This is a genomic window from Noviherbaspirillum aerium, assembly GCF_008929045.1.
Lineage (GTDB): Bacteria > Pseudomonadota > Gammaproteobacteria > Burkholderiales > Burkholderiaceae_D > Noviherbaspirillum > Noviherbaspirillum aerium.
In genome coordinates this window covers 14,724-34,706 of the sequence record NZ_VFAH01000011.1, presented here as the reverse complement: position 1 = coordinate 34,706, position 19,983 = coordinate 14,724, and the positions used below count along the sequence as shown (strand labels likewise).

Genomic DNA, 19,983 nt, shown 5'->3' with positions numbered 1-19,983 from the left:
AGCTTCGTTCATCTCGTCAATACGTCAGGCCGATGCGGACATGCACGCGGCTGTCGCCCCTGGCCTGTGTCACACCCGCGTTGACCACGCGGCCGTAGTCCAGCTGCATGGTCATGGTCTTTCCTGCCGCCAGTCGCATGCCGAGGCCGACGCTGGCGATCGATGCGCCGGCCTGCTCTCCCGGCAGCGCATCATTGCGGCGCACCTGGGCGGCATCGTAGAAGGCCAGCGCACGGCATTGCGCCGAGATCGACGTCAATGCGCCGCAGAGGTTGGAGCTGTACAGCTCGGCATTGATCAGCTGGCCGCGGTCGCTGGACAGATCGCGTTCGTTGAAGCCGCGCACCGTGCTCGCGCCGCCCGCGCCGAACTGTTCGCCCGGCACCAGCGCGTCGCCGGACTGCTGGCCGGAGAACCCGAGCCTCATCTGCCAGTCGCCCGGCAGGGCATGCACATAGTTGGCGTTGTAGCGCAGGATGTTGTAGGCGGCGCGCGCGCCGGCGCGCACCCGGGAAAAGTCGGCCTGCCTGCCGCGCTCGCCGCCGGGAAGGTTGTGCATGCCGGTGATGTTGAAGCTCAATTCCGATTGCGCCAGCGTCCATGTGCCGCCGTAGGTGACGCTGAGCGGATGCACGGTCACGTCATTGCCAAGCTGCGCGCCCTGCACCGTCACGCTGTTGCGGTAATCCCGGTGGTCGATGCCGTAGCTCAGGCGCGATTCATAGTCCCCGGCGCGGCGCAGGTTCTGGTTGTAGCGCGCGCCGACAATGGTGCCGCGGCCGCTGACCTGCAGGTTGACGATGCCCGCCAGCACCGAGCCGGAATCGACATCGGAATAGCTGGCAAACAGGTCCATCGAGTCGCCGAGCGAATAAAAGGGGAGGTGGTAACCGATGCCGTACACGCTGACCTGGCTCGGTTTCTGCACCGTGGTGGTGTACTGCAGGCTGAGCACCTGATCGGTATTGGCGACATTGGCATACTGCAGCTGCGTGGTGAGCTGCGTTTCGCCGGTGGTCTTGTTGCCGCCGTTGTCCATCATGGCGGCGATCCGCCATGTTTTTTCGTCGCTTACCTTGAGCAGCGCGTCAACCTCATCGTCGCGTTCGCCGCCCTGCAGCTGGAGGGTGATCTTCTTGGTCGGGTTCTCGTTGGCCAGCTTCAGGCTGGAAGACACGCGCCCGATATCAGGCGGGAATCCTTCGCGCAGCCCCGGCACGCTGCGCCGGATATTGGCTTCGTCGTGATGCAGGTTACCGTCGATGCGGATCTTTCCAAGCCGGGTTTCGATCACCTGCAGCCTGACCACACCCTGGTTCAGCTCCTGCTCCGGCAGGGCGACCTGGACAACGTGATACCCCATTGCATGATAGGCCGCTTCCAGCGCTTCGAGTGCCTGCTGCACATCGCCGAAGTTCCGGCTCTTGCCGGTATAGGGCGCCAGGATGCGATCGATGTGTGGCGCGGGGAGCAGTGTATTGCCGGCGATATCGAAGCGGCTGATCTCGAAGCGCCCGATCGCATCTTCCTCGGCCGCATGACAAGCCATGGCGATTGTGGTCAATGCCGCGCCGGCAATGAGGCGAAGGTAGGAAGAGGTCATGATCCGCTTAGCATGGAGACTGCTGTTGTTGTGATGCCGGAACAGTAGCCGCCGCGCGCTGCGGTCTTGCCGCCGAAAACCTCGACCGCATTTCAGGCACATCTTTCCGTTACGAAACTATAACGCAGGTCTTTGATAAATCTCAATCTAATTGCCATTCTGGCATCGCCGAAAAGCCGGCAAATTCCACTGATCTGTTGCGGGCAAGCCGCCTGACAGCAGGTCCTGGCATCCTGATGGGCAATGGACGGGTAATGACCGGCAAATGCGCAAAGGATTGTGAACCAAGGTAGAAGCCAGGCCGCTACCATCAGAAACCAATGCCTGGAAATGGCGTCATACGCCTCAGGGCGGGTTTCCTGCGGTTTGCGCCAATTCAACAAAACCAGAATCAAAGAATGGCATATTGAACAGGCCGGTCGTGTGACGACACGCTCGTATTCTTCATCGCTTCTCCTACGGAAGGCCTGGGATGAACTTGTTCAGTAATCTGAAAAGTCATGCGAGCCGAAATCCTCTGCCGGACCGGTGGGCAGCAAGCGTGTCCTACCTTTCCACGTTCGTGTTGTTCACCGTCCTGTATTACCTGAGCTGCCGCCTGTCGTTCGGATTCGGCATGCTTCCCGGCATGGTCAGTCCCTTGTGGCCGCCGGCGGCCCTGGCTGTCTGCGCGGTGCTGCGACTGGGTTACCGGATTGCTCCGGCCATCGTTGTCGGCGCCATCCTGAGCACCAGCCTGTCGACCGGATTGCCGCTGCTGTCGTCCGTGGCCATCGGGATCGGTTCCGCGCTGGAAGCCTGCGCCGTCGGCTGCCTGATCGCCCGGCTCTATCATCCCACGCAAAAATCCTTCATTCATCGCGGACCGATCTTTCGCTTCGTCGGCATCGCGGTGTTGTGCGGCATCATCGGCGCTTCGTTCGGAACCGCGGCGATCGCTCACGCCTATCCGGACAAGATCGGCACGCCTGCCGACGTGGCCATTACCTGGCTGACCTGGCTGCTGGGAGACGCGACCGGCATGATCGTGGGCGTGCCATGGCTGATGGCACTCAATATCGCGGCCGGCCAGCACTGGCCCCGCATCAAGCTGCTCGAAGCCGGCCTGTTCCTCGTAATGCTGCTGGTGACGGCCCAGTTGGCCTACGGCGGCATGCTGCCGTTCAAGCCTGTTGTCTACCTGCCCATCCCCTTCCTGCTGTGGGCAGCGTTCCGTTTCAACTTCGCGGCGGTCAACTGGACCACGGCCATCATCTGCGCCGTCGCAGCCTGGTACACGGCGGCTGGCCTCAGTCCTTTCGCCGGCGACAATGTGTCGACCTCGCTGATGCTGCTGATGGTGTATATCTGCGTCATCGGCACCACCGGCCTGGCGCTGGCGAGCCTGGTCTATCGCCATGCGGACGTCGAGCAGACCCTGCGCGCCGAACGCGACGGCCTGGAACAGCGGGTGCGGGAACGTACCGATGCGCTCATGGAAGACATCGAAGCCCGCAAGCAGGTGGAGCGTGAACTGGCGTTGAGCGAACGGCAGTTGTCGGAAGCGCAGTCACTGGCCCGGGTCGGCAGCTGGAACTGGAATCTGGAGACGGATGAATTCACCTGGTCGGAAGAACTGTACCGGCTCTATCAGGTGGAGAAAGAGCATTTTCCATCAACGCTGGAAAATGCCCGTCAGCTGATTCATCCCGAAGACCGTGAAGCGCTCGGCCAGGCCATCAACGCCTGCCGCGAGACCGGCCAGCCCTTCTATCTCGAATACCGGCTCGTCCCGCCGGGCGGCGGCGTGCGCCATGTCGCCGGACGCGGGCAGCTGCATACCGACGAACACGGCCACGCCACCAAGATGTTCGGCACGGTGCAGGACATCACCGACATCAAGGAAGCCGAGGCCTCCTTGCGGGAGGCGGAGGAGCGTTACCGCACCGTGGTCGAGCTCTCGCCCGATGCCATTCTCGCGCAGCAGGACGGCCATTTCGTGCTCGCCAACCAGGCCGGCGTCTGCCTGCTCGGCGCCTCGCACCGGGACCAGATCCTCGGACGTTCGCTGTATGAGTTCCTGCTGCCGCAATTCCATGAAGCCGTGCGGCAGCGCATCGAGCATGTGCAGGAGGGCGAGGCCGTCGGGCCCGCCGAGCTGGGAATCCGGCGTCTCGACGGCGGCGTGCTTGACCTGGAGCTGAACTCCTCGGTGTTCATGTACCGCGGACGACCGGCTTCCCTGTTCATCGCCCGTGACATTACCGAGCGCAAGCGCACCGCGCAGCAGATGGCCTACCTTGCGCATTACGATTCGCTGACCGGCCTCCCCAACCGCATCCTGTTCTACCAGCGGCTGGAGCATGCGCTGTCGATCGCGGAGCGGCCCGGCCGCTCGCTCGAAGTCCTGTTCCTGGACCTGGACCGCTTCAAGCTGATCAACGACACGCTCGGCCATGCCGCCGGCGACCTGGTGCTGAAGGAAGCGGCGACGCGCCTGCAGAACATCCTGCGCGAGTCCGACACGGTGGCGCGGCTCGGCGGCGATGAATTCGTGGTGCTGGTGGAAAACGTCGACGAGCCGCACCGGGGCAATGTCATTGCGGAAAAGATCCTCGCCGCCTTCCGCCCTCCTCTCAAAGTCGGCAGCGAGACGCTCGTCATCAGCACCAGCATCGGCATCAGCAGTTATCCCAGCGACGGCACGGACGTGGAAACCCTGCTCAAGCGCGCGGATACCGCGATGTACCAGGCCAAGCAGGTGGGACGCAACAACTATCGCTATTACTCGCCCGAAATGAACCGGCATGCGGAGGAAAGGATGGCGATGGAAAACGCGCTCAGCCGGGCGATTGAAAACAACGAGCTGTCCATTCTCTACCAGCCCAAGATGGATGTGCTGAGCAACCGCATCAGCGGCATGGAAGCCTTGCTGCGCTGGAATCATCCGGTGTTCGGTTCGGTGCCGCCGCAGCGCTTCATCCGCCTGGCCGAGGAAGTCGGCCTGATCCACTCCATCGGCTACTGGGCCATACGCACCGCCTGCCGGCAGAACCGCGAGTGGCAGAAGATCAGCCCGGCGCGCATGAAGGTGGCCGTCAACCTGTCGGCACGTCAGCTCGGCGACGACAGGCTGATCGACAACATCATGCAGATCCTTGCGGAGACCAGGCTGGAGGCGCGTTACCTGGAACTCGAAGTGGCCGAAAGCGCGGTGATGGCCGACCCCGACAAGGCGATCACCGTACTCGGCTCCCTGCGCGACATCGGCGTCAGCGTGGCCATCGACGACTTCGGCGCCGGCTATTCATCCCTGGCTTACCTGAAGCAGTTCCCGATCCGCGCCGTGAAGATCGACCAGTCATTCGTGCAGGGCGTTCCCTTCAGCCGCAGCGACGCGGCCATCACCAAGGCCATCATCAATCTCGCGCACAGCCTGGAATGCAGCGTCATCGCGGAAGGCGCGGAAACCCAGCAGCAGTTTGACTTCCTGCGCGACAACGACTGCGACAGCGTGCAGGGCTACTTCTTCAGCGAGCCTGTATCGGCGGACCATTTCACCGACCTGCTGCGGGTGCAGGCGAACCTGCACATCCATTGATCAGCGGGTCTTCATCCAGACCAGCAGCCGGTTGTTGGCCGGCATTTCATGATCGGCGCTCAGCGCCAGGCCATGCTTCCCCGCCAGCGCATCAATCGCCTCGAAGTCGCGGATGCCCATGTGCGCCGCCTGGGCGCGCAGCGATGCATCGAAGCGGGCATTGCTGTCGCTGGTGAAGCGGCCGCCGTAGTTGAAGGGACCGTAGACGCACACGACGCCCGAGGGCTGCAGCAGGCGGGCCACGCCGGCGAACATGGCGACCACCTCCTCCCAAGCCATGATGTGGCAGGTATTGGCGGTAAAGACCGCGTCAAAGGACTGCCGCGGCCAGGCTTCGCCGCCGGTGTCGAGCGCGATCGGCGCCAGTACGTTGGGCAAGCCGCTCTCGTCGATCCATGCGCGTATGCTTGGATGATTCTGCGGCAGATCGCTGGTCTGCCAGGTCAGATGCGGCAAGGCGGCGCCGAAGAAGACTGCATGCTGGCCGGTGCCGCTGCCGATTTCCAGCACCCGGCTTGCACCGGCAAGCGCACCGCGCAGCACCTCCAGGATGGGACCACGATTGCGTTCACAGGCGGCGGAATAGAGTTTGCTCATGCGGAAAAGGAAGTTGGCTGGCGATGGGGTTTTATAGCAGAAAACCGGTACGGCGTTCGAAGCCGATGCTTCGGCATGCTTGCGGCATGCTGCGGCGCGCTATTCGCGGGCGCTTCCACCTTCCTGCACCGCCGCTTGTTCTTCGCCGAGCATGCGGGCGACGCGCTGGCGCATTCTGGCGACATGCGATCCTTCCCAGTACACCTGGGCGCAACCCTGGCATTCATAGAAGCGCTCATATACCCGGCGGCTATGGTCGGGAACGCGTTCCTGCACATGGGACTTCGGCACGCTTTGCAGGACGCCGTTGCAATTGAGGCAGCGGCTGAAGGCATTGACCGCCTCGGCCAGCCGGAAGCGACCCAGCACTTCCGCCATCTGAGCATCGCAGGGCACTGAGTGCAGATAGCAGCCGCGCACGATTTCCTTGCGTATCAGCAGGTCGCGGTCGCGCGTCAGCACAATCCTTTCCTCTTGCGCGGCAATGCGGGCCACTTCGGCATCGCTGTAATCATTGCGGTAGAGCACATCGAAGCCGAGCATGCGCAGGTTGCGCGCCAGCTGCCCCAAATGCGCATCGGCAATGAAGCGGTCGATGCCCGATCCGGCGGGGCGCAGCCGCACCAGCGGTGTCACGTCGATGTTGTGGAACACCGGATAGACGCTCACCCGCTGCCCGTCCTGCAGGCGGTGCGTGAAATCCACCGAGACGCCGTCCACCAGGATCAGGTCCACTTCCGTATGCGGCACGCCAAGCGCCTCGATCATGTGCTTGACGCTCGCATCCCGCGAGCAGGGATGGCTGAAGCATTGCTGCCGCTGCCAGGGTGCAAGAAAATTGTTCAGCTCGGCATAGAACCGGAAGTAAGCGATCGTCACCGGCAAGTCACCCTTCAACGCCCGGCGCGGCAAGGCCGGAATGCAGTGGATTGCCCGTCTTCAGGACCGTGGCGGGAGATGGGCGAGCTGCGTGGGCTGGACATGCGCATGACGACTCCATCGGCGGACGCGATACTTTCCATTCTACGGTGCACGCTCCCGAAATCAAGCCGCCTTTCGCACCGCCGCCGCCAACAGGAAGCCGCCGGCGGCTGCAATGGCACAAGGCTTGATGCTTCTCAAGCCGTACGGAATTCGGCATGCTGCAGGCAAGCGATTTGGGGCTAAGGTAGGCGGCACCGAAAGCAAGCAGTCGCCGCGCCTGGCGCCGCGGCCGTGAAAGCCATGTCCTATAAAACCATTCTGGTCCATGTCGACGAATCCACGCGCGCAAGCGAGCGGATCAAGATCGCCGCCGCGATCGCCATGACACAGCAGGCGCATTTGATCGGCACCGCGACCACCGGCGCATCCCGTTACCTCGTGCAGGCGCGCATGCTGGCCGAACTCGATCCCAACCTGCGCACCCATCTCGACTTCCTCCGCCACCGCGCCCGGCAGGGCCTGGAAGATTTCGACGCCTGCGTGCAGAAGCTCGGGCTGTCCTCCTATGAGAAACGGCTGGTCGATGATGAAGCAGGCGGCGGCATTTGCCTGCAGTCACGCTATGCCGACCTGGTGGTGATCGGGCAAAACGATCCGGAAGAAGTCTCGCCGGTCGTCATGCCGGACTTCGCCCAGTTCGTGGTGCTCAATTCGGCGCGGCCGGTCCTGGTCGTGCCGCATACCGGCCGCTTCGACAATATCGGCACCCGGGTCTTGCTGGCCTGGGATGCCGGCATGGAAGCGGCACGCGCCGTGGCCGCCTCGCTGCCCCTGCTGCGGCGCGCCCAGCACGTTGAAGTGGCAAGCTTCGGCTCCCGCACCCAAGGCACGTCGGCGGGCCGCGATCTCGTTCAGTACCTGGCGCGCCAGGGGATACAGGCCGAAGTGCTGCAGCGCCAGGCGGAGGGTCCGGTAGGCGAGGCGCTGGTCGGCCTTGCCAATGCGCGCGGATCCGACTTGCTGATCATGGGCGCTTATGGCCACATGCGTTTTCGCGAGCTGATGCTGGGCGCGGTCACAAGCACGGTACTGGAATCGATGCGCATCCCGGTGCTGATGTCTTCATGAGACCCGGGCTTCGGCGAACCGGCCGGGTCCGTTCAAAATTCTTCCCAGTCTCCGCCCCTTGCGGCGACACTGCGTCCTGCCGAAGCATCGGCATGCGCCATCCTGACGGTCTGCTTCCCTGGCGGCAAGGAAGCCACGCTCGCGCTGGGCAGCGGAGCCGGTGCGACCATGGCGGCGGCGGGTGCATGGTCATCGGAAAGTTTGAAAATGCTCACCACATGGGTCAGGCTGACGGCCTGGTCCTGCAGCGACGCGGCCGCGGCTGCGGCTTCTTCCACCAGCGCGGCGTTCTGCTGCGTCACCTCGTCCATCTGGTTGATGGCCTGATTGACCTGCTGGATGCCGTCGGTCTGCTCCTTGCTGGCCACCGAGATCTCGCCCATGATGTCGGTCACGCGGCGCACGCTGTCCACGATTTCCTGCATGGTGGCCCCGGCCTCGTCCACCAGCCTGGCGCCCGTATCCACCTTTTCCACCGAGTCATCGATCAGCGTCTTGATTTCCTTGGCGGCGGCGGCCGAGCGCTGTGCCAGCTGCCGCACTTCGGTCGCGACCACGGCGAAGCCCCTGCCCTGCTCGCCGGCGCGCGCCGCTTCCACCGCGGCGTTGAGCGCAAGGATATTGGTCTGAAAGGCAATGCTGTCGATGACGCCGATGATGTCGACGATGCGCCTTGCGGAGGCATTGATGGAACCCATGGTATCGACCACCTGAGTCACCACCGCGCCGCCCCTGACCGCGACTTCGGAAGCGGAGAGCGCCAGGCGGTTGGCCTGCTCGGCGCTGTCGGCATTCTGCTTCACCGTCGACGTCAGCTCCTCCATCGAGGAGGCGGTTTCCTCCAGCGAGCTGGCCTGGGTTTCGGTGCGCGCCGACAGATCCTGGTTGCCCGAGGCGATCTGTCCGGAGGCGGTGGCGATGGTCTCGGTGCCGCTTCTGACTTCCCGGACGATGCGCACCAGGCTGGCATTCATGTCTTTGAGCGCCTGCAATAGCTGGCCGGTCTCATCCTTCGTTTCCACCACGATGTCATTGTCCAGATCGCCGGCAGCGACCCGGCGCGCCACGTCGACCGCCGCCGCCAGGGGCTTTGCGATCGCATGCACCAGCCAGAGGCAGATCAGCATGCCGAGCAGCACGGCGAACACGATGCCGGTCGCACAGGAAATCTTGACCCAGTAATGAATGCGCTGATTACGTTCGAAATCCCGGCGAGCCGCATCCTGGTGATGCTGCATGAGGGCCGATACCGCTTCCTCGACCGGTCCCGCCAGCGATTCCAGCCCGCCGTGCACGATGCGTGAAGCGGCCGCGCCGTCACCGGCGCGCAGCGCAACGATGGCGGGCCGCAAGCCCTGTTCGACGAACTGCTTGCGGGTGGCTTCGAATCGGCCCAGCAATGCGGCCTCATCCGGCGTCTTGCTTGCGCCCGTCATGGCCGCCAGATCCTTCCATGCCGCATCGATGTCGCCAATGCGCTTGTCGATCACATCCAGACGCCTGCCTGCCTCCGCCGCTTCGCCGTGCAATGCGTCGGCAATATCGATCCGGTTCCTTTCCATCATGCGAATGATGCGGTCAAGCTGGCTGATCGGCAGCAGGCGGTGCTTGTAATTGTCTTCCAGCCCGGCATTGGCCAGCGACAGGCTGCCCAGCCCGACCACGCCGCCGGCAATGCACATGAGCGATAGAAAGGCCACGACGAAAATGAGGCGCGATTTAATGGTCAGATTGGATAGCATTCGAACGTCTCTCTATGGCTGGCGATCGCTTCCCGGACAAGCGGAAGATGGAATGCAGAATAGAGAGCGCCACCCTCGAAAACATTGATCTGGGTCAACTATTTCCGGATGTGCAAAAGCTTTGCGACTCGACCGCAAGCGCCGCGCAGGCACTTCGTAACGATGTCTAAGTGACGATGGGGAAAGGATCAGTACCGGGGATAAGATGGGATGACGCCGATCCTGGGGATCGGCGTGTACACGTCGCCGTGAGCTAGGCGAGGAAACAGACAATCACAGCGGAGCCGGGTCTTCATGACGCTGCTGCCGCACTTTGCATCAGCCTGCGACCCTGGCCACTGTGCAGATGCAAAGCTGGACCGGTTTAATGCAGGCTTGCCTGATTCTGCTGGGGCTGGGCAGGTGCTGCCTCGGGTGCCGGCTTCGGCTTGCCCTGGGCGTCGCTCAGACGGTACTTGGTGCGGCGATCACCCATCAGATCGCGCAGTTCGCGGATGCTCATGCCGGTGGTTTCATGCATGCGGATCAGCAAGGATGCGCCGATCGGCAGACGGCGATGCCGGATTTTGCTGATGACCGGCGGCGCGACTTCAAGCATGCGCGACAGCGCCGCATCGTTCTTGAGATTCATTTTTTCAAGCAGGGTATCCAGAAGGCGATTCGGATCGTAACTCTCTTGTCCTGCCAACGCGTGTTCAGTCATGATGATGTGCTCCTGTGGTGACGTTGTAACCGATCGTACTCGGGTGTAACAAATGACAACTTGACCCTGATTAAGTTTCCTTCCACACCAGAATTTGTCGCCAATTTTTTCTTGAACTGCGGCAGCGCAATAAAGCGTTGATTAGGCTGCGGACAAGGCAATTCATGATGTACTGCAAGCGTATGCGACGGTTATAAACATACGCCCTAACAACATGGACAACGGGAAAGTGGTGCAAGTTCTGCTGTATTGTTTTCAACATTGCATGGAACATTTACACGAGCAAATTGCCAAAAGGCGTAGAGATTTTATTGTTCCCTTCCTTCTTGAATTCCCTTCTTGCAGTTTCTAGCATGTGATGGACTGCGCAGCCGATTCGTATGCAGGAGTGCGATGCCGCCCGCAGGAAAACGCGAGGAGCATGGATGGCGAAGCGTTCCGTCGAATGAGGAAAGCTTGATGCGGCAAGGCGCGGCATTGCGCCATCGCCGCAGCGGGCGCAACGCCTTCTGAGCATGAAAGCCGTCCTTGTCCCGCTCCTTGCCCGAGGCTGCATGTCCCCCGTGCCGGTCGACTGCGTCGGTTGGCGGAGTGAGTTGAAAATTTGTTGAAGGCAAATGCGGCGACATCATGCCCCACAAGGAAAGAAGCGCGGCAAGGCCGGGGCTTTGCGCGCATTGTTGGCGCGATATCGGGATGATTCTCATCGACAGCCGGCCCGCAAATTTTCGACACGCACCACTAGGCACAGGAATTGCACTAGCGCTGTAGACGCATTGGCCCCAAAGGCTTTCCCACTGTCAATGACAAGGAGATTGTTATGAACTGGGATACGGTCACGCAGAGCAGATACCGGAACGCGAACGCCGGAACATCGCGGTCCAACCACCTGCCTTCCGGAATGTCGCGCGCCGCCGGGTTTCGCGGCCCATGCGCGCGCAGCCGGCGCGATGCCAGCCACTGCCTGCGGACGCCAGAAGCGGCCTGCACATTAATCAGCGCAAGCCATTGAATTTCATTCGTACGTCATGTGCAGCATGCATTGTGTCGCCCAGCGCTTCGGCGCGATAGCAGCGATTTCAATCGACCGGCATGACGTGCAATACGACCGTGTGACGTCATCATGAATTCAGCAGTGTTCATCAGCGATGCAATGCCCAATGAAGAACATGGGCGCAATGAGCTTAACGAGCGAGCCGGCCGCGCTCGCCGCCAGCGCGACACTGCACCGGCATGTGACGCCGTCCACGGACGGCAAGGAGAAAGAGACGTGCAAACCGACACGCTTGAAACGACCGTCATCTGCATCTCGCCAGGCTTGCATGACACCTGGGATATTTCCGAGAAAGGTGGCGAACAGCCTATCGCTTCATTTGATGAGAAGGAGGATGCCTATGCATATGCCAGTTATCTGAAGACGATCCAACCGGGAGTCACCGTCCTGGTGGAAGACGACGAAGGATTCTCACCGCTTCCGATTGAGGATGAAAGCTACTACAGGCGCAGCGGAGCAAGGCGCTCCACTCGCAGGTACAGCTGACGATCCGCAATCGAGGCTTGCCGGAGACAGATGAAGATGAATGATGCATGCACTCACATCCAGGCAGCACGCATTCAATGCATTCGTCATACGGCGCTGGTTTGCATGCGAGATGCTTTCTGTGTTCGGAATGCGCTTCAGGGTGCAACTGAACGGGGCAGCGCATCAGAAGGAAGCGGGAAGCGAAACGCATTGATGAATGCCCGCTTCGCTGCACGGTCAGGAACCATTCCGCAGCATGAACCATTTCACATGCAGCCAGTCTATTCCTGTAGCCAGTCTATCAACATACATAGGAGGTAAAAATGAATTTTATTATCTGGATTATCGTAGGTGGTATTCTCGGCTGGCTCGCCAGCATCGTGATGCGTACAGATGCCAGCCAAGGCATGTTCCTGAACGTCATCGTCGGTATCGTAGGTGCACTGCTTGGCGGTTGGCTGCTCGCTCCGCTGTTTGGAACAGGAACCATCAACCAGAACGACTTCAGCATCTCTTCGCTGCTTGTTTCCTTCCTGGGCGCTGTCATCCTGCTGGCCATCGTCAACCTGCTGCGCCGCGGCACGCCTCGCTAAGGTAAGGCAGTAACAGTCTCTCCTTGATCCATTCAGCATGGATCAGGCTTGATGGGTCACCTGGATTGCACCCCAGCGCTGATCCGATGGTGCGGAATATCGAAACCGGTATTCCGCACCATTTGCTTTCCACCCTGCCTCTTCGCTTCACCGCATGCTTTTGCGCGCTTTCCATTCGGCGCTTTCTGCCCGCCGATCCGTCACCGCCTTTTCCCCCTCTCCAACCTGCCCCGCACCGGCTTGAACGGAATGCCGGCACGGTTCAGGACGCATGTCTGCGCGATTCTTCGTCATACAGCTCCTTCTTCGACAGCTTGCCCACCGGCGTCTTCGGCAGCTCCTTGCGGATCTCCATAGCCTGCACCATTTCATGCTTGCCCAGCCTGCGCTTGAGGAAGGTCTTGAGCTCATCGAGGGTAAAGGGCTCGGCGTCCTTCTTCAACGCGATGAAGGCTTTCGGCGACTGTCCGCGGTAGGCATCGGGCACGCCGATGACGCTGACTTCGGCGACGGCCGGATGCTCGTAGATCGCTTCCTCGATCAGGCGCGGATAGACGTTGTAGCCGCCGCATAGAATCATGTCCTTGGTGCGATCGACGATGAATACGAAGCCGTCCTCATCCATCCATGCGACATCGCCGGTGCGGAAGAAGCCATCCGCCGTCATCGATGCGGCCGTCGCTTCCGGCCGATGCCAGTAGCCCTTCATCACATTCGGCCCCTTGATGCACATCTCGCCGCGTTCGCCGCGCGGCACTTCCTTCGAGGGATCGTCGACATCCAGGAACTTGAGCACGACGCCCACCGTCGGCATGCCGCAGGAACCCACCTTCTGCGTGCCGTAGACCGGCGTGAAGGTGCCTGTCGGGGATGTTTCGGTCATGCCCCATCCTTCGACCAGGCAGCAGCCGGTGAGGCGCTGGAAGCGCTGGTTGACTTCGACCGGCAGCGGCGCGCCGCCGGAGTTGCAGAACTTCAGCGCGCTCAGGTCGTGCTTGTCGATATCCGGATGATTGATGATGGCGGTGTACATCGTCGGCACACCGGGGAACACGGTGATGCGTTTCGCGGACAGGTCCTGCAACACGGCCTGCGCGTCGAAGCGCGTGTGAAGAATCATCTCCGCCCCCATGCGCAGCCCGAACAGCATGTTTACCGTCAATGCATAGATGTGAAAGAGCGGCAGCACCGCCAGCACCCGCTCCTTGCCTTCCTCGAGCACCGGCGGATCGCCGCTGACCACCGCGGCGATCTGGCTGCATGCCGTCGTCAGATTGGCATGGGTGAGCATCGCGCCCTTGGGCATGCCCGTGGTGCCGCCGGTGTACTGCAGCACGGCGACCGCTTGGCTGACATCGGCGACCGGACAAGGCGTGAATGCGCCGTCGTTGTTCAGCAGATCGGCAAAGCTCGCATGATGGGGGTCGTGCACCGGCCGGGCCAGCAAGCCGCCTTGCTCCATCTGCGCCTGCACCGTTTCCGGCTGCGCGCTCATCTCGGCAATGCTGCCGACCACCAGGCGCTTCAGGCGCGTCCTGCCGATCATCTGCCGCATCTGCGGGTACAGCGAGGCCAGGTCCAGCGTGACGATGAGATCGGTTTCGCTGTCGTCGATCTTGTGCTCGAGTACCGCCTCCGCATCCAGCGGCGAATAATTGACCACGATGCCGCCTGCGCTCAGCACGCCGAAAAAGGCGATCACGTAATGCGGCGTGTTGGGGAGGTACAGTCCGACATGCACGCCGGGTTTCACCCCGAGGGATTGAAAGCCTTTCGCGGCACGGTGGACCAGCTGCAGCAGCTCGCGATAGCTGGTGCGCCTGCCCATGAAATCGATCGCATGATGATCCGGCCATTTCGCCGCCGCATCTTCAAGCAGCTCGGGCACCGGCATGGTGGGCAGGGGAGCATCCCAACGCACGCCGGAAGGATAGGATTTGATCCAGGGGTATTGCTGTCCGCTCGTGTTGCCGGACCCTGCCTTTGCATCCGCTTCCGCTGCCATGCCTGCCGTCTCCTATTTGATTCGGCCCGAAAAACGGTTCATAAAAATGGTTCGTTTTTCGAGCCGCTGATCTCACCCTCTCCCTCTGGGAGAGGGCCGGGGTGAGGAGATCCGGCTCAACATAGTTTCGGGCCGGATCTATATGTCTTTCCGTGTTGTGTGAACAAGTGCCAAGCAGGCGAAGATCAGATGGCGGTCAAGCCGCCGTCCACCGCGAGCTGGTGCCCGGTCACGAAGGATGCGCCGTCGGAACACAGCCACAATGCCGCATTCGCGATTTCCTGCGCCTCGCCCAGACGCCCGATCGGATGCACTTTCTCCACCGCCTTTGCGCGGCGCGGTTCACGCTCGATCGCACGGTCCATCATCGGCGTGCGGATGATGCCGGGGCACACCGCATTGATACGGATGCCCGCGCGCCCGTATTCCGCCGCCGCGGTTTTCGTCATGCCGACCACCGCATGCTTGCTGCCGGCATAGATGGGCTGGGTCGGCGCGCCGACCAGTCCGGCCACCGAGGCGGTATTGACGATCGCTCCGCCGCCCTGCGCAAGCATCTGCGCAATCTCGTACTTCATGCACAACCAAACGCCCTTGACGTTGACGTTCATGATGCGGTCGAAGGTGGCTTCATCCGATTCGGCCAGCGGCAGGTGCTCGATCTCGATGCCGGCATTGTTGAATGCGCAGTCGAGCCGGCCGTAGCGTTCGACGACGCCGGCGACGAGCGCCTGCACCTCTGCCGCTTTCGACACATCGGCGGCGATGAACACGGCTTCGCCGCCGCCTTGCCTGATGATTGCCGCCGTTTCCTCGCCGCCTGCCCGGTCCACGTCGGACGCCACCACCCGCGCGCCCTCCCGTGCGAAGGACAGTGCCGCGGCCCGGCCGATGCCGCTGGCCGCGCCGGTCACCAGCACGGCCTTGCCGTTGAATCCCATTGCGCTCATGGTTTTTCCTTGTTGCCTGTTATTGATATTTCTTCAGTTCCAGCTTGCCGATCTGGTTGCGGTGCACCTCGTCCGGGCCGTCCGCAAGCCGCAGCGTGCGCGCCTGCGCATACGAATAGGCAAGCTTGAAGTCGCTGGTCACGCCGCCGCCGCCATGGGCCTGGATGGCCCAGTCGATGACCTGGCATGCCATGTTGGGAGCGGCCACCTTGATCATCGCGATTTCCTTGGCGGCCACCTTGTTGCCCACGGTATCCATCATGTGGGCGGCGTTGAGAACGAGAAAGCGCGACTGGTCGATCATGATGCGCGCATTGGCGATGCGTTCGAGCGTCACCGTCTGCTCCGCCACCGGCTTGCCGAAGGCGACCCGTTTCAGGGTGCGCTTGCACATGTCTTCCAGTGCGCGTTCGGCCAAACCGATCAGGCGCATGCAGTGATGGATGCGTCCCGGGCCGAGGCGGCCCTGCGCGATCTCGAAGCCCCGGCCTTCGCCGAGCAGGATGTTCGCCGCCGGGACCCGCACATTGTCGAACAGCACCTCGGCATGGCCGTGCGGCGCATCGTCATAGCCGAATACCGGCAGGTTGCGCAGTATCGTCACGCCGGGCGTGTCGCGCGGCACCACGATCATCGATTGCTGGAGATGACGGTTCGGATTGGCCGCGTCGGTCTTGCCCATGAAGATGAAAACCTTGCAGCGCGGATCATTGGCGCCGGACGACCACCACTTGCGGCCATTGATCACATATTGATCGCCGTCGCGCACGATGGAGGATTCGATGTTGGTGGCATCCGACGAAGCCACCGCCGGTTCGGTCATCGCGAAGCAGGAGCGGATGGTGCCTTCGAGCAGCGGCTGCAGCCATTGCTGCTTGAGTTCTTCGCTGGCATAGCGTTCCAGCGTTTCCATGTTGCCGGTGTCGGGCGCGGAACAGTTGAAGACTTCGGCCGACCAGAGCGCGCGTCCCATGATTTCGCACAGAGGAGCGTATTCCAGGTTGGTCAGTCCCGCGCCGCGGTGGGATTCGGGCAGGAAGAGGTTCCACAAGCCCTGCGCGCGCGCCTTGTCCTTGAGCTCTTCAATGACGACGGTCGGCACCCACTGGTTGCCCTTGGCGCGGTTGGATTCGACCTCGGCGTAATAGCGGTCCTCGTTCGGATAGACGTGCTCGTCCATGAACGCAATCAGGCGTTTCTGCAGTTCCTTGACCTTCGGGCTGTACTGGAAATCCATTTTTCACTCCGTCATGTATTGCGCAGCATGCGTTGCGCGGGATGGTCAATGAGACCGGCATCCTGATTCCCGATGCCGGCCCTCCGATGTCCTATTTGCTCTTCACTTCGATATTGCGGTCGGTGGCCAGCGCCGTGGCGCACAGGAATTCCTTTCCGTCGCGGACCGAAAACACATCGGCGGCGCAGACGCTGAGCAATCTCCCGGCATCAACGATGCGGCCGCGGGCGAGCAGCGCTTCGCCGTCGGCCGGCCCGACGATTTTCAGCGTACAGTCGACGCTGGCATTGATCCATCCCGCGGGGAGCAGCGTGCCGGCGGCAGCCACCGCCGCGAAGTCGGCGGCGGCGAAAATGGCCGTGGCCTGCAGCTGCCCGGGGCGGAAGCTCCATGCGTCGCGGTAAGGTATGAGCAGATCCACTTCGCCGGGCGCGACGCGCCTGAACTGCAGGCCCAGCTCACGCGCCATCGGCATGGCGAGCACCATCCGCTGCAGGACTTCGGCATACGCCGGGTTGGCGGGTTCGATTGCACGATTGCTCATGACCATCTCCTTGGGGCGTGCGCAGGCACGCGGCGCGACGTGATACGTCGCCGCCGTTGCTGGATCTTGCGGGAATCAGAGGCGGGTTGCCGTTGCAGCTGAGGCTTGTCGGCTTCGCAGGGCGAATCACATCCGCCCTGCTGCCGCTTTTTCATGGTGCTGCCTTGTCTCCACCTGCTCTCACTGCTCTTGTTGCTCTTGTTGCTCTTGTTGCTCTTGTTGCTCTTGCTGCTCTTTCGCTGCCCCGATTGTCAACCGATCAGGTAACCGCCATCGACATTGAGTGCGGTGCCGGTGGTGTAGCTCGACGCGTTCGACGCCAGGTACAGCACCGCGCCCGCCATTTCATCGGGATGCGCGACACGGCGCATCGGCACATGCGGCATCATGCGGTTGAGCACTTCCGGGTTGTGCACCAGCGCCGCCGCGAACTTGGTGTCGGTCGCGCCGGGCAGCAGCGCATTGACGCGCACGCCGGACTTCGCGCACTCCTTGGCGAAGGCCTGGGTCATGGAAATCACGGCCGCCTTGGTGATCGAGTAGATCCCCTGCATGTCGCCGGGAATGACGCCGTTGACGGAAGCGACATTGACGATGCTTCCGCCGCCGTTTCTGGCCATCAGCTTGGCGCCATGCGCCGAGCTGTAGAAGTAGCCCCTGATGTTGACGTCGAGCGTCTTCTGGAACGAGGATAGGTCGGTGTCGACAATGGGTCCGAAATAGGGATTGGTTGCCGCGTTATTGACTAGCACATCCAGGCGCCCGTGCTTCTGTTCGATGGCGGCGAAGATCGCTTCGATCTGGGCCATTTCGCCGATATGGCAGGCCATTGCCTCGGCCGAACCGCCGGCTTCGCGGATCTTGGCGGCGACGGTCTCGCAGGCGTCCTGCTTGCGGCTCGACACGATCACATGGGCGCCGTAAGCGGCCAGCGTGGTGGCGATGGATTCACCGATGCCGCGGCTGGCGCCGGTGACGAGCGCGACTTTGCCGGCGAGGTCAAACAGGTTTGCGTTGCTCATGCTCTTCCTATCGATAGGTAATGGTGTGGGGTTTGCCCAGCCACTCGAGGTGGGCATAGTTGTTCAGCGTGTTGAGGGTGACGCGGTCGCCCTGGAACAGCAGCTTGGTCACGGCGCAATTGATGAGCGACCAGTTCAGTTCGGCCACCTGCTTGTTCTGCAGGTTGAGGATGTGCTGGCAGATGGTGGAAATCGTGCCGCCGGAGGTAAACACGAGAATGCTCTGCGACTTGTCGGCGCTGGCCATGACCCGGCGCAGCGCTCCCACGCAGCGCTGCTGGAAGGCCGGCCAGGGCTCGCGGTATTCGCTGTCGTAGAGGCCGCTCATCCAGCGCGACATGGCGGCCTGGAAAATGTCCTGGAATGCGTATTTCGCCTTCGGGCTGGAGGCGAGGAAGCGCTTCACCTCCTCCGGATCGTCGAACTCCGGACGGTGGCGGACCATCACTTCATGATGATCGTATTCATTGAAGCCGGGGTCGGTTTCCCAGTCGAGTTCGATGCGGGACGCCTTGGGGAGCGCCGCGATGCAGGCATCGGCCGTCTGGCGGTGCCGCTTCATGCCGCCGCAGACGACGCGGTGAAAGCCTTGATGGGTGCTGGCGAACCATTCTCCCAGCAGGCGGGCCTGCTCCTGGCCCAGTTCCGACAGCTGGTCATAGTCGGCGCTGCCGAATGATGCTTGTCCGTGACGAACGAGGTAAATCTGTCCCATTGGAGGCTTCCCAGTTTGCCGCAGTGCGGCGGGTTGTGGGAAGCATATCGCCGGGTTTAGAATCGATCAAATGAATAGTTATTATCGGTCCGCATAAATTCCATGCATATTTCCAGAGTCGACCTCAACCTGTTCACGGTATTCGAAGCCATCTATACCGAAGGCAGCGTCACCCGCGCCAGCCAGAAGCTCAATCTGACGCAGCCGGCCATCAGCCATGCCCTCAACCGCTTGCGCCAGATGTTCGGCGATCCCCTGTTCGTGCGGCAGGGACATGCCATGGTGTCAACGCCGCTGGCGCGCAGCATCATCGATCCGATCCGCCGTTCGCTGCGCGGCCTGGAAGTGACCTTGAACGGCGTGCATGCTTTCGATCCGGCAAGCACGCAGAAACGCTTCAACCTGGCGCTGCGGGACGTGCTGGAATCCACCATCCTGCCGCCGCTGATGCTGCGCATCCGGGAACATGCGCAGCAGGTGGATCTTGCCGCCAGCCATGTCGAGCGGCGCGAACTGGAAACCGAGCTTGCGGCCGGCACCCTCGACGCCGCCATCGACGTACTGCTGCCGTTGTCGAGCGACATCATGCATACCCGCATCTATCAGGATGCGACCGTGGTGGTGGCGCGCAAGGGCCATCCCGATATCGACGGCCGGCTCGACCTCGACTCCTATCTGAAACAAGATCACATTCTGGCCAGCTCGCGGCGGCGCGGCCCGGGGCTGGAGGATTTCGAACTCAGCCGGTTCGGCGTGGAAAGACGGGTCAGGCTGCGCTGCCAGCATTACTTCGCCGCCTGCCGGGTCGTGAGCCAGACCGACATGCTGCTGACCATGCCCGGACGCTATGCGCATATTGCCAACGAGCAGTTCGGCAACCAGATCCTGCCCTTTCCGCTCGAGGTGCCGGCCTTTGACGTGTTTCTGTACTGGCATGCGAATGTCGATGCCGATCCGGCCAACATCTGGCTGCGGGAGCAGATCATGCAGTCGGCGCAAGACTAGAGCGGGTTGCAGGGCGTTGAGATGCAGCAGCGCACGCGTATGGACAGTAGACAGTACGCCGGGCAGCCGCAATCAATGCGCGGGTAGTGCGCAGCCAGTGCGTGCCTGCGCTA

At 62.0% G+C, this 19,983-nt stretch carries 16 protein-coding genes; 5 read left to right on the top strand and 11 right to left on the bottom strand.

The features are described from left to right. Positions 1 to 16: 16 nt before the first annotated feature. Positions 17 to 1,603, bottom strand: a complete 1,587-nt coding sequence (locus tag FH061_RS16515) for a ShlB/FhaC/HecB family hemolysin secretion/activation protein (RefSeq protein ID WP_151636942.1) — start codon at positions 1,601 to 1,603, stop codon at positions 17 to 19. 541 nt (positions 1,604 to 2,144) lie between these two features. Here FH061_RS16515 and FH061_RS16510 point away from each other — a divergent pair. Next, positions 2,145 to 5,183, top strand: a complete 3,039-nt coding sequence (locus tag FH061_RS16510) for a bifunctional diguanylate cyclase/phosphodiesterase (protein WP_192805105.1) — start codon at positions 2,145 to 2,147, stop codon at positions 5,181 to 5,183. Here the strand turns inward: FH061_RS16510 and FH061_RS16505 are convergent, their stop codons facing one another. Next, positions 5,184 to 5,780 carry a DUF938 domain-containing protein gene (locus FH061_RS16505; RefSeq protein ID WP_151636940.1) on the bottom strand — a complete coding sequence of 199 codons (597 nt, stop codon included), beginning with the start codon at positions 5,778 to 5,780 and terminating at the stop codon, positions 5,184 to 5,186. 99 nt (positions 5,781 to 5,879) lie between these two features. Further along, positions 5,880 to 6,659 carry a Mut7-C RNAse domain-containing protein gene (locus FH061_RS16500; RefSeq protein WP_151636939.1) on the bottom strand — a complete coding sequence of 260 codons (780 nt, stop codon included), beginning with the start codon at positions 6,657 to 6,659 and terminating at the stop codon, positions 5,880 to 5,882. Between the two features lie 345 nt (positions 6,660 to 7,004). Between FH061_RS16500 and FH061_RS16495 the strand changes: the two genes are divergently transcribed. Then, entirely contained in the window at positions 7,005 to 7,832 is an 828-nt protein-coding gene (locus tag FH061_RS16495) for a universal stress protein (RefSeq protein WP_151636938.1), read from the top strand. Between the two features lie 32 nt (positions 7,833 to 7,864). Here FH061_RS16495 and FH061_RS31630 read toward each other — a convergent pair whose 3' ends face one another. Beyond that, positions 7,865 to 9,574: a methyl-accepting chemotaxis protein gene (locus tag FH061_RS31630; RefSeq protein WP_151636937.1), complete on the bottom strand. Its 1,710-nt coding sequence runs from the start codon at positions 9,572 to 9,574 to the stop codon at positions 7,865 to 7,867. A gap of 364 nt (positions 9,575 to 9,938) precedes the next feature. Then, positions 9,939 to 10,277, bottom strand: a complete 339-nt coding sequence (locus FH061_RS16485; RefSeq protein WP_151636936.1) for a hypothetical protein — start codon at positions 10,275 to 10,277, stop codon at positions 9,939 to 9,941. A gap of 1,270 nt (positions 10,278 to 11,547) precedes the next feature. Between FH061_RS16485 and FH061_RS16480 the strand changes: the two genes are divergently transcribed. Together FH061_RS16480 and FH061_RS16475 are read left to right on the top strand one after the other, a co-directional pair. Continuing rightward, on the top strand, positions 11,548 to 11,817 hold the full coding sequence (locus FH061_RS16480; protein ID WP_151636935.1) for a hypothetical protein: 270 nt from the start codon (positions 11,548 to 11,550) through the stop codon (positions 11,815 to 11,817). A gap of 305 nt (positions 11,818 to 12,122) precedes the next feature. After that, positions 12,123 to 12,392, top strand: a complete 270-nt coding sequence (locus FH061_RS16475) for a GlsB/YeaQ/YmgE family stress response membrane protein (RefSeq protein WP_151636934.1) — start codon at positions 12,123 to 12,125, stop codon at positions 12,390 to 12,392. A 262-nt stretch (positions 12,393 to 12,654) separates the two neighbouring features. Here FH061_RS16475 and FH061_RS16470 read toward each other — a convergent pair whose 3' ends face one another. The 6 genes from FH061_RS16470 to FH061_RS16445 all read right to left on the bottom strand — a co-directional run bounded on the left by FH061_RS16470 (position 12,655) and on the right by FH061_RS16445 (position 18,865). Then, positions 12,655 to 14,397 carry a long-chain-fatty-acid--CoA ligase gene (locus tag FH061_RS16470; RefSeq protein WP_151636933.1) on the bottom strand — a complete coding sequence of 581 codons (1,743 nt, stop codon included), beginning with the start codon at positions 14,395 to 14,397 and terminating at the stop codon, positions 12,655 to 12,657. 185 nt (positions 14,398 to 14,582) lie between these two features. Continuing rightward, positions 14,583 to 15,347: an SDR family oxidoreductase gene (locus FH061_RS16465; protein WP_151636932.1), complete on the bottom strand. Its 765-nt coding sequence runs from the start codon at positions 15,345 to 15,347 to the stop codon at positions 14,583 to 14,585. A gap of 19 nt (positions 15,348 to 15,366) precedes the next feature. Beyond that, on the bottom strand, positions 15,367 to 16,584 hold the full coding sequence (locus FH061_RS16460) for an acyl-CoA dehydrogenase family protein (protein ID WP_151636931.1): 1,218 nt from the start codon (positions 16,582 to 16,584) through the stop codon (positions 15,367 to 15,369). 91 nt (positions 16,585 to 16,675) lie between these two features. After that, on the bottom strand, positions 16,676 to 17,128 hold the full coding sequence (locus FH061_RS16455) for a PaaI family thioesterase (RefSeq protein WP_151636930.1): 453 nt from the start codon (positions 17,126 to 17,128) through the stop codon (positions 16,676 to 16,678). A gap of 251 nt (positions 17,129 to 17,379) precedes the next feature. Further along, positions 17,380 to 18,150, bottom strand: coding sequence for an SDR family oxidoreductase (locus FH061_RS16450; RefSeq protein ID WP_151636929.1), 771 nt, complete (start codon positions 18,148 to 18,150; stop codon positions 17,380 to 17,382). A 7-nt stretch (positions 18,151 to 18,157) separates the two neighbouring features. Beyond that, positions 18,158 to 18,865 (bottom strand): histidine phosphatase family protein, encoded by a 708-nt coding sequence (locus tag FH061_RS16445; protein ID WP_151636928.1) that lies wholly within the window; start codon positions 18,863 to 18,865, stop codon positions 18,158 to 18,160. Between the two features lie 102 nt (positions 18,866 to 18,967). Here FH061_RS16445 and FH061_RS16440 point away from each other — a divergent pair, with 102 nt between their 5' ends. Beyond that, the gene (locus FH061_RS16440; RefSeq protein WP_151636927.1) at positions 18,968 to 19,870 is read left to right on the top strand and encodes a LysR family transcriptional regulator; all 903 of its coding nucleotides are present in this window, start codon (positions 18,968 to 18,970) and stop codon (positions 19,868 to 19,870) included. Positions 19,871 to 19,983: the final 113 nt, after the last annotated feature.

Coding starts and splice junctions, on each gene's coding strand:
- FH061_RS16515 (WP_151636942.1), bottom strand. CDS start 1,603: ATGACCTCTTCCTACCTTCGCCTCATTGCCGGCGCGGCATTGACCACA.
- FH061_RS16505 (WP_151636940.1), bottom strand. CDS start 5,780: ATGAGCAAACTCTATTCCGCCGCCTGTGAACGCAATCGTGGTCCCATC.
- FH061_RS16495 (WP_151636938.1), top strand. CDS start 7,005: ATGTCCTATAAAACCATTCTGGTCCATGTCGACGAATCCACGCGCGCA.
- FH061_RS31630 (WP_151636937.1), bottom strand. CDS start 9,574: ATGCTATCCAATCTGACCATTAAATCGCGCCTCATTTTCGTCGTGGCC.
- FH061_RS16485 (WP_151636936.1), bottom strand. CDS start 10,277: ATGACTGAACACGCGTTGGCAGGACAAGAGAGTTACGATCCGAATCGC.
- FH061_RS16475 (WP_151636934.1), top strand. CDS start 12,123: ATGAATTTTATTATCTGGATTATCGTAGGTGGTATTCTCGGCTGGCTC.
- FH061_RS16470 (WP_151636933.1), bottom strand. CDS start 14,397: ATGGCAGCGGAAGCGGATGCAAAGGCAGGGTCCGGCAACACGAGCGGA.
- FH061_RS16465 (WP_151636932.1), bottom strand. CDS start 15,347: ATGAGCGCAATGGGATTCAACGGCAAGGCCGTGCTGGTGACCGGCGCG.
- FH061_RS16460 (WP_151636931.1), bottom strand. CDS start 16,584: ATGGATTTCCAGTACAGCCCGAAGGTCAAGGAACTGCAGAAACGCCTG.
- FH061_RS16455 (WP_151636930.1), bottom strand. CDS start 17,128: ATGAGCAATCGTGCAATCGAACCCGCCAACCCGGCGTATGCCGAAGTC.
- FH061_RS16450 (WP_151636929.1), bottom strand. CDS start 18,150: ATGAGCAACGCAAACCTGTTTGACCTCGCCGGCAAAGTCGCGCTCGTC.
- FH061_RS16445 (WP_151636928.1), bottom strand. CDS start 18,865: ATGGGACAGATTTACCTCGTTCGTCACGGACAAGCATCATTCGGCAGC.
- FH061_RS16440 (WP_151636927.1), top strand. CDS start 18,968: ATGCATATTTCCAGAGTCGACCTCAACCTGTTCACGGTATTCGAAGCC.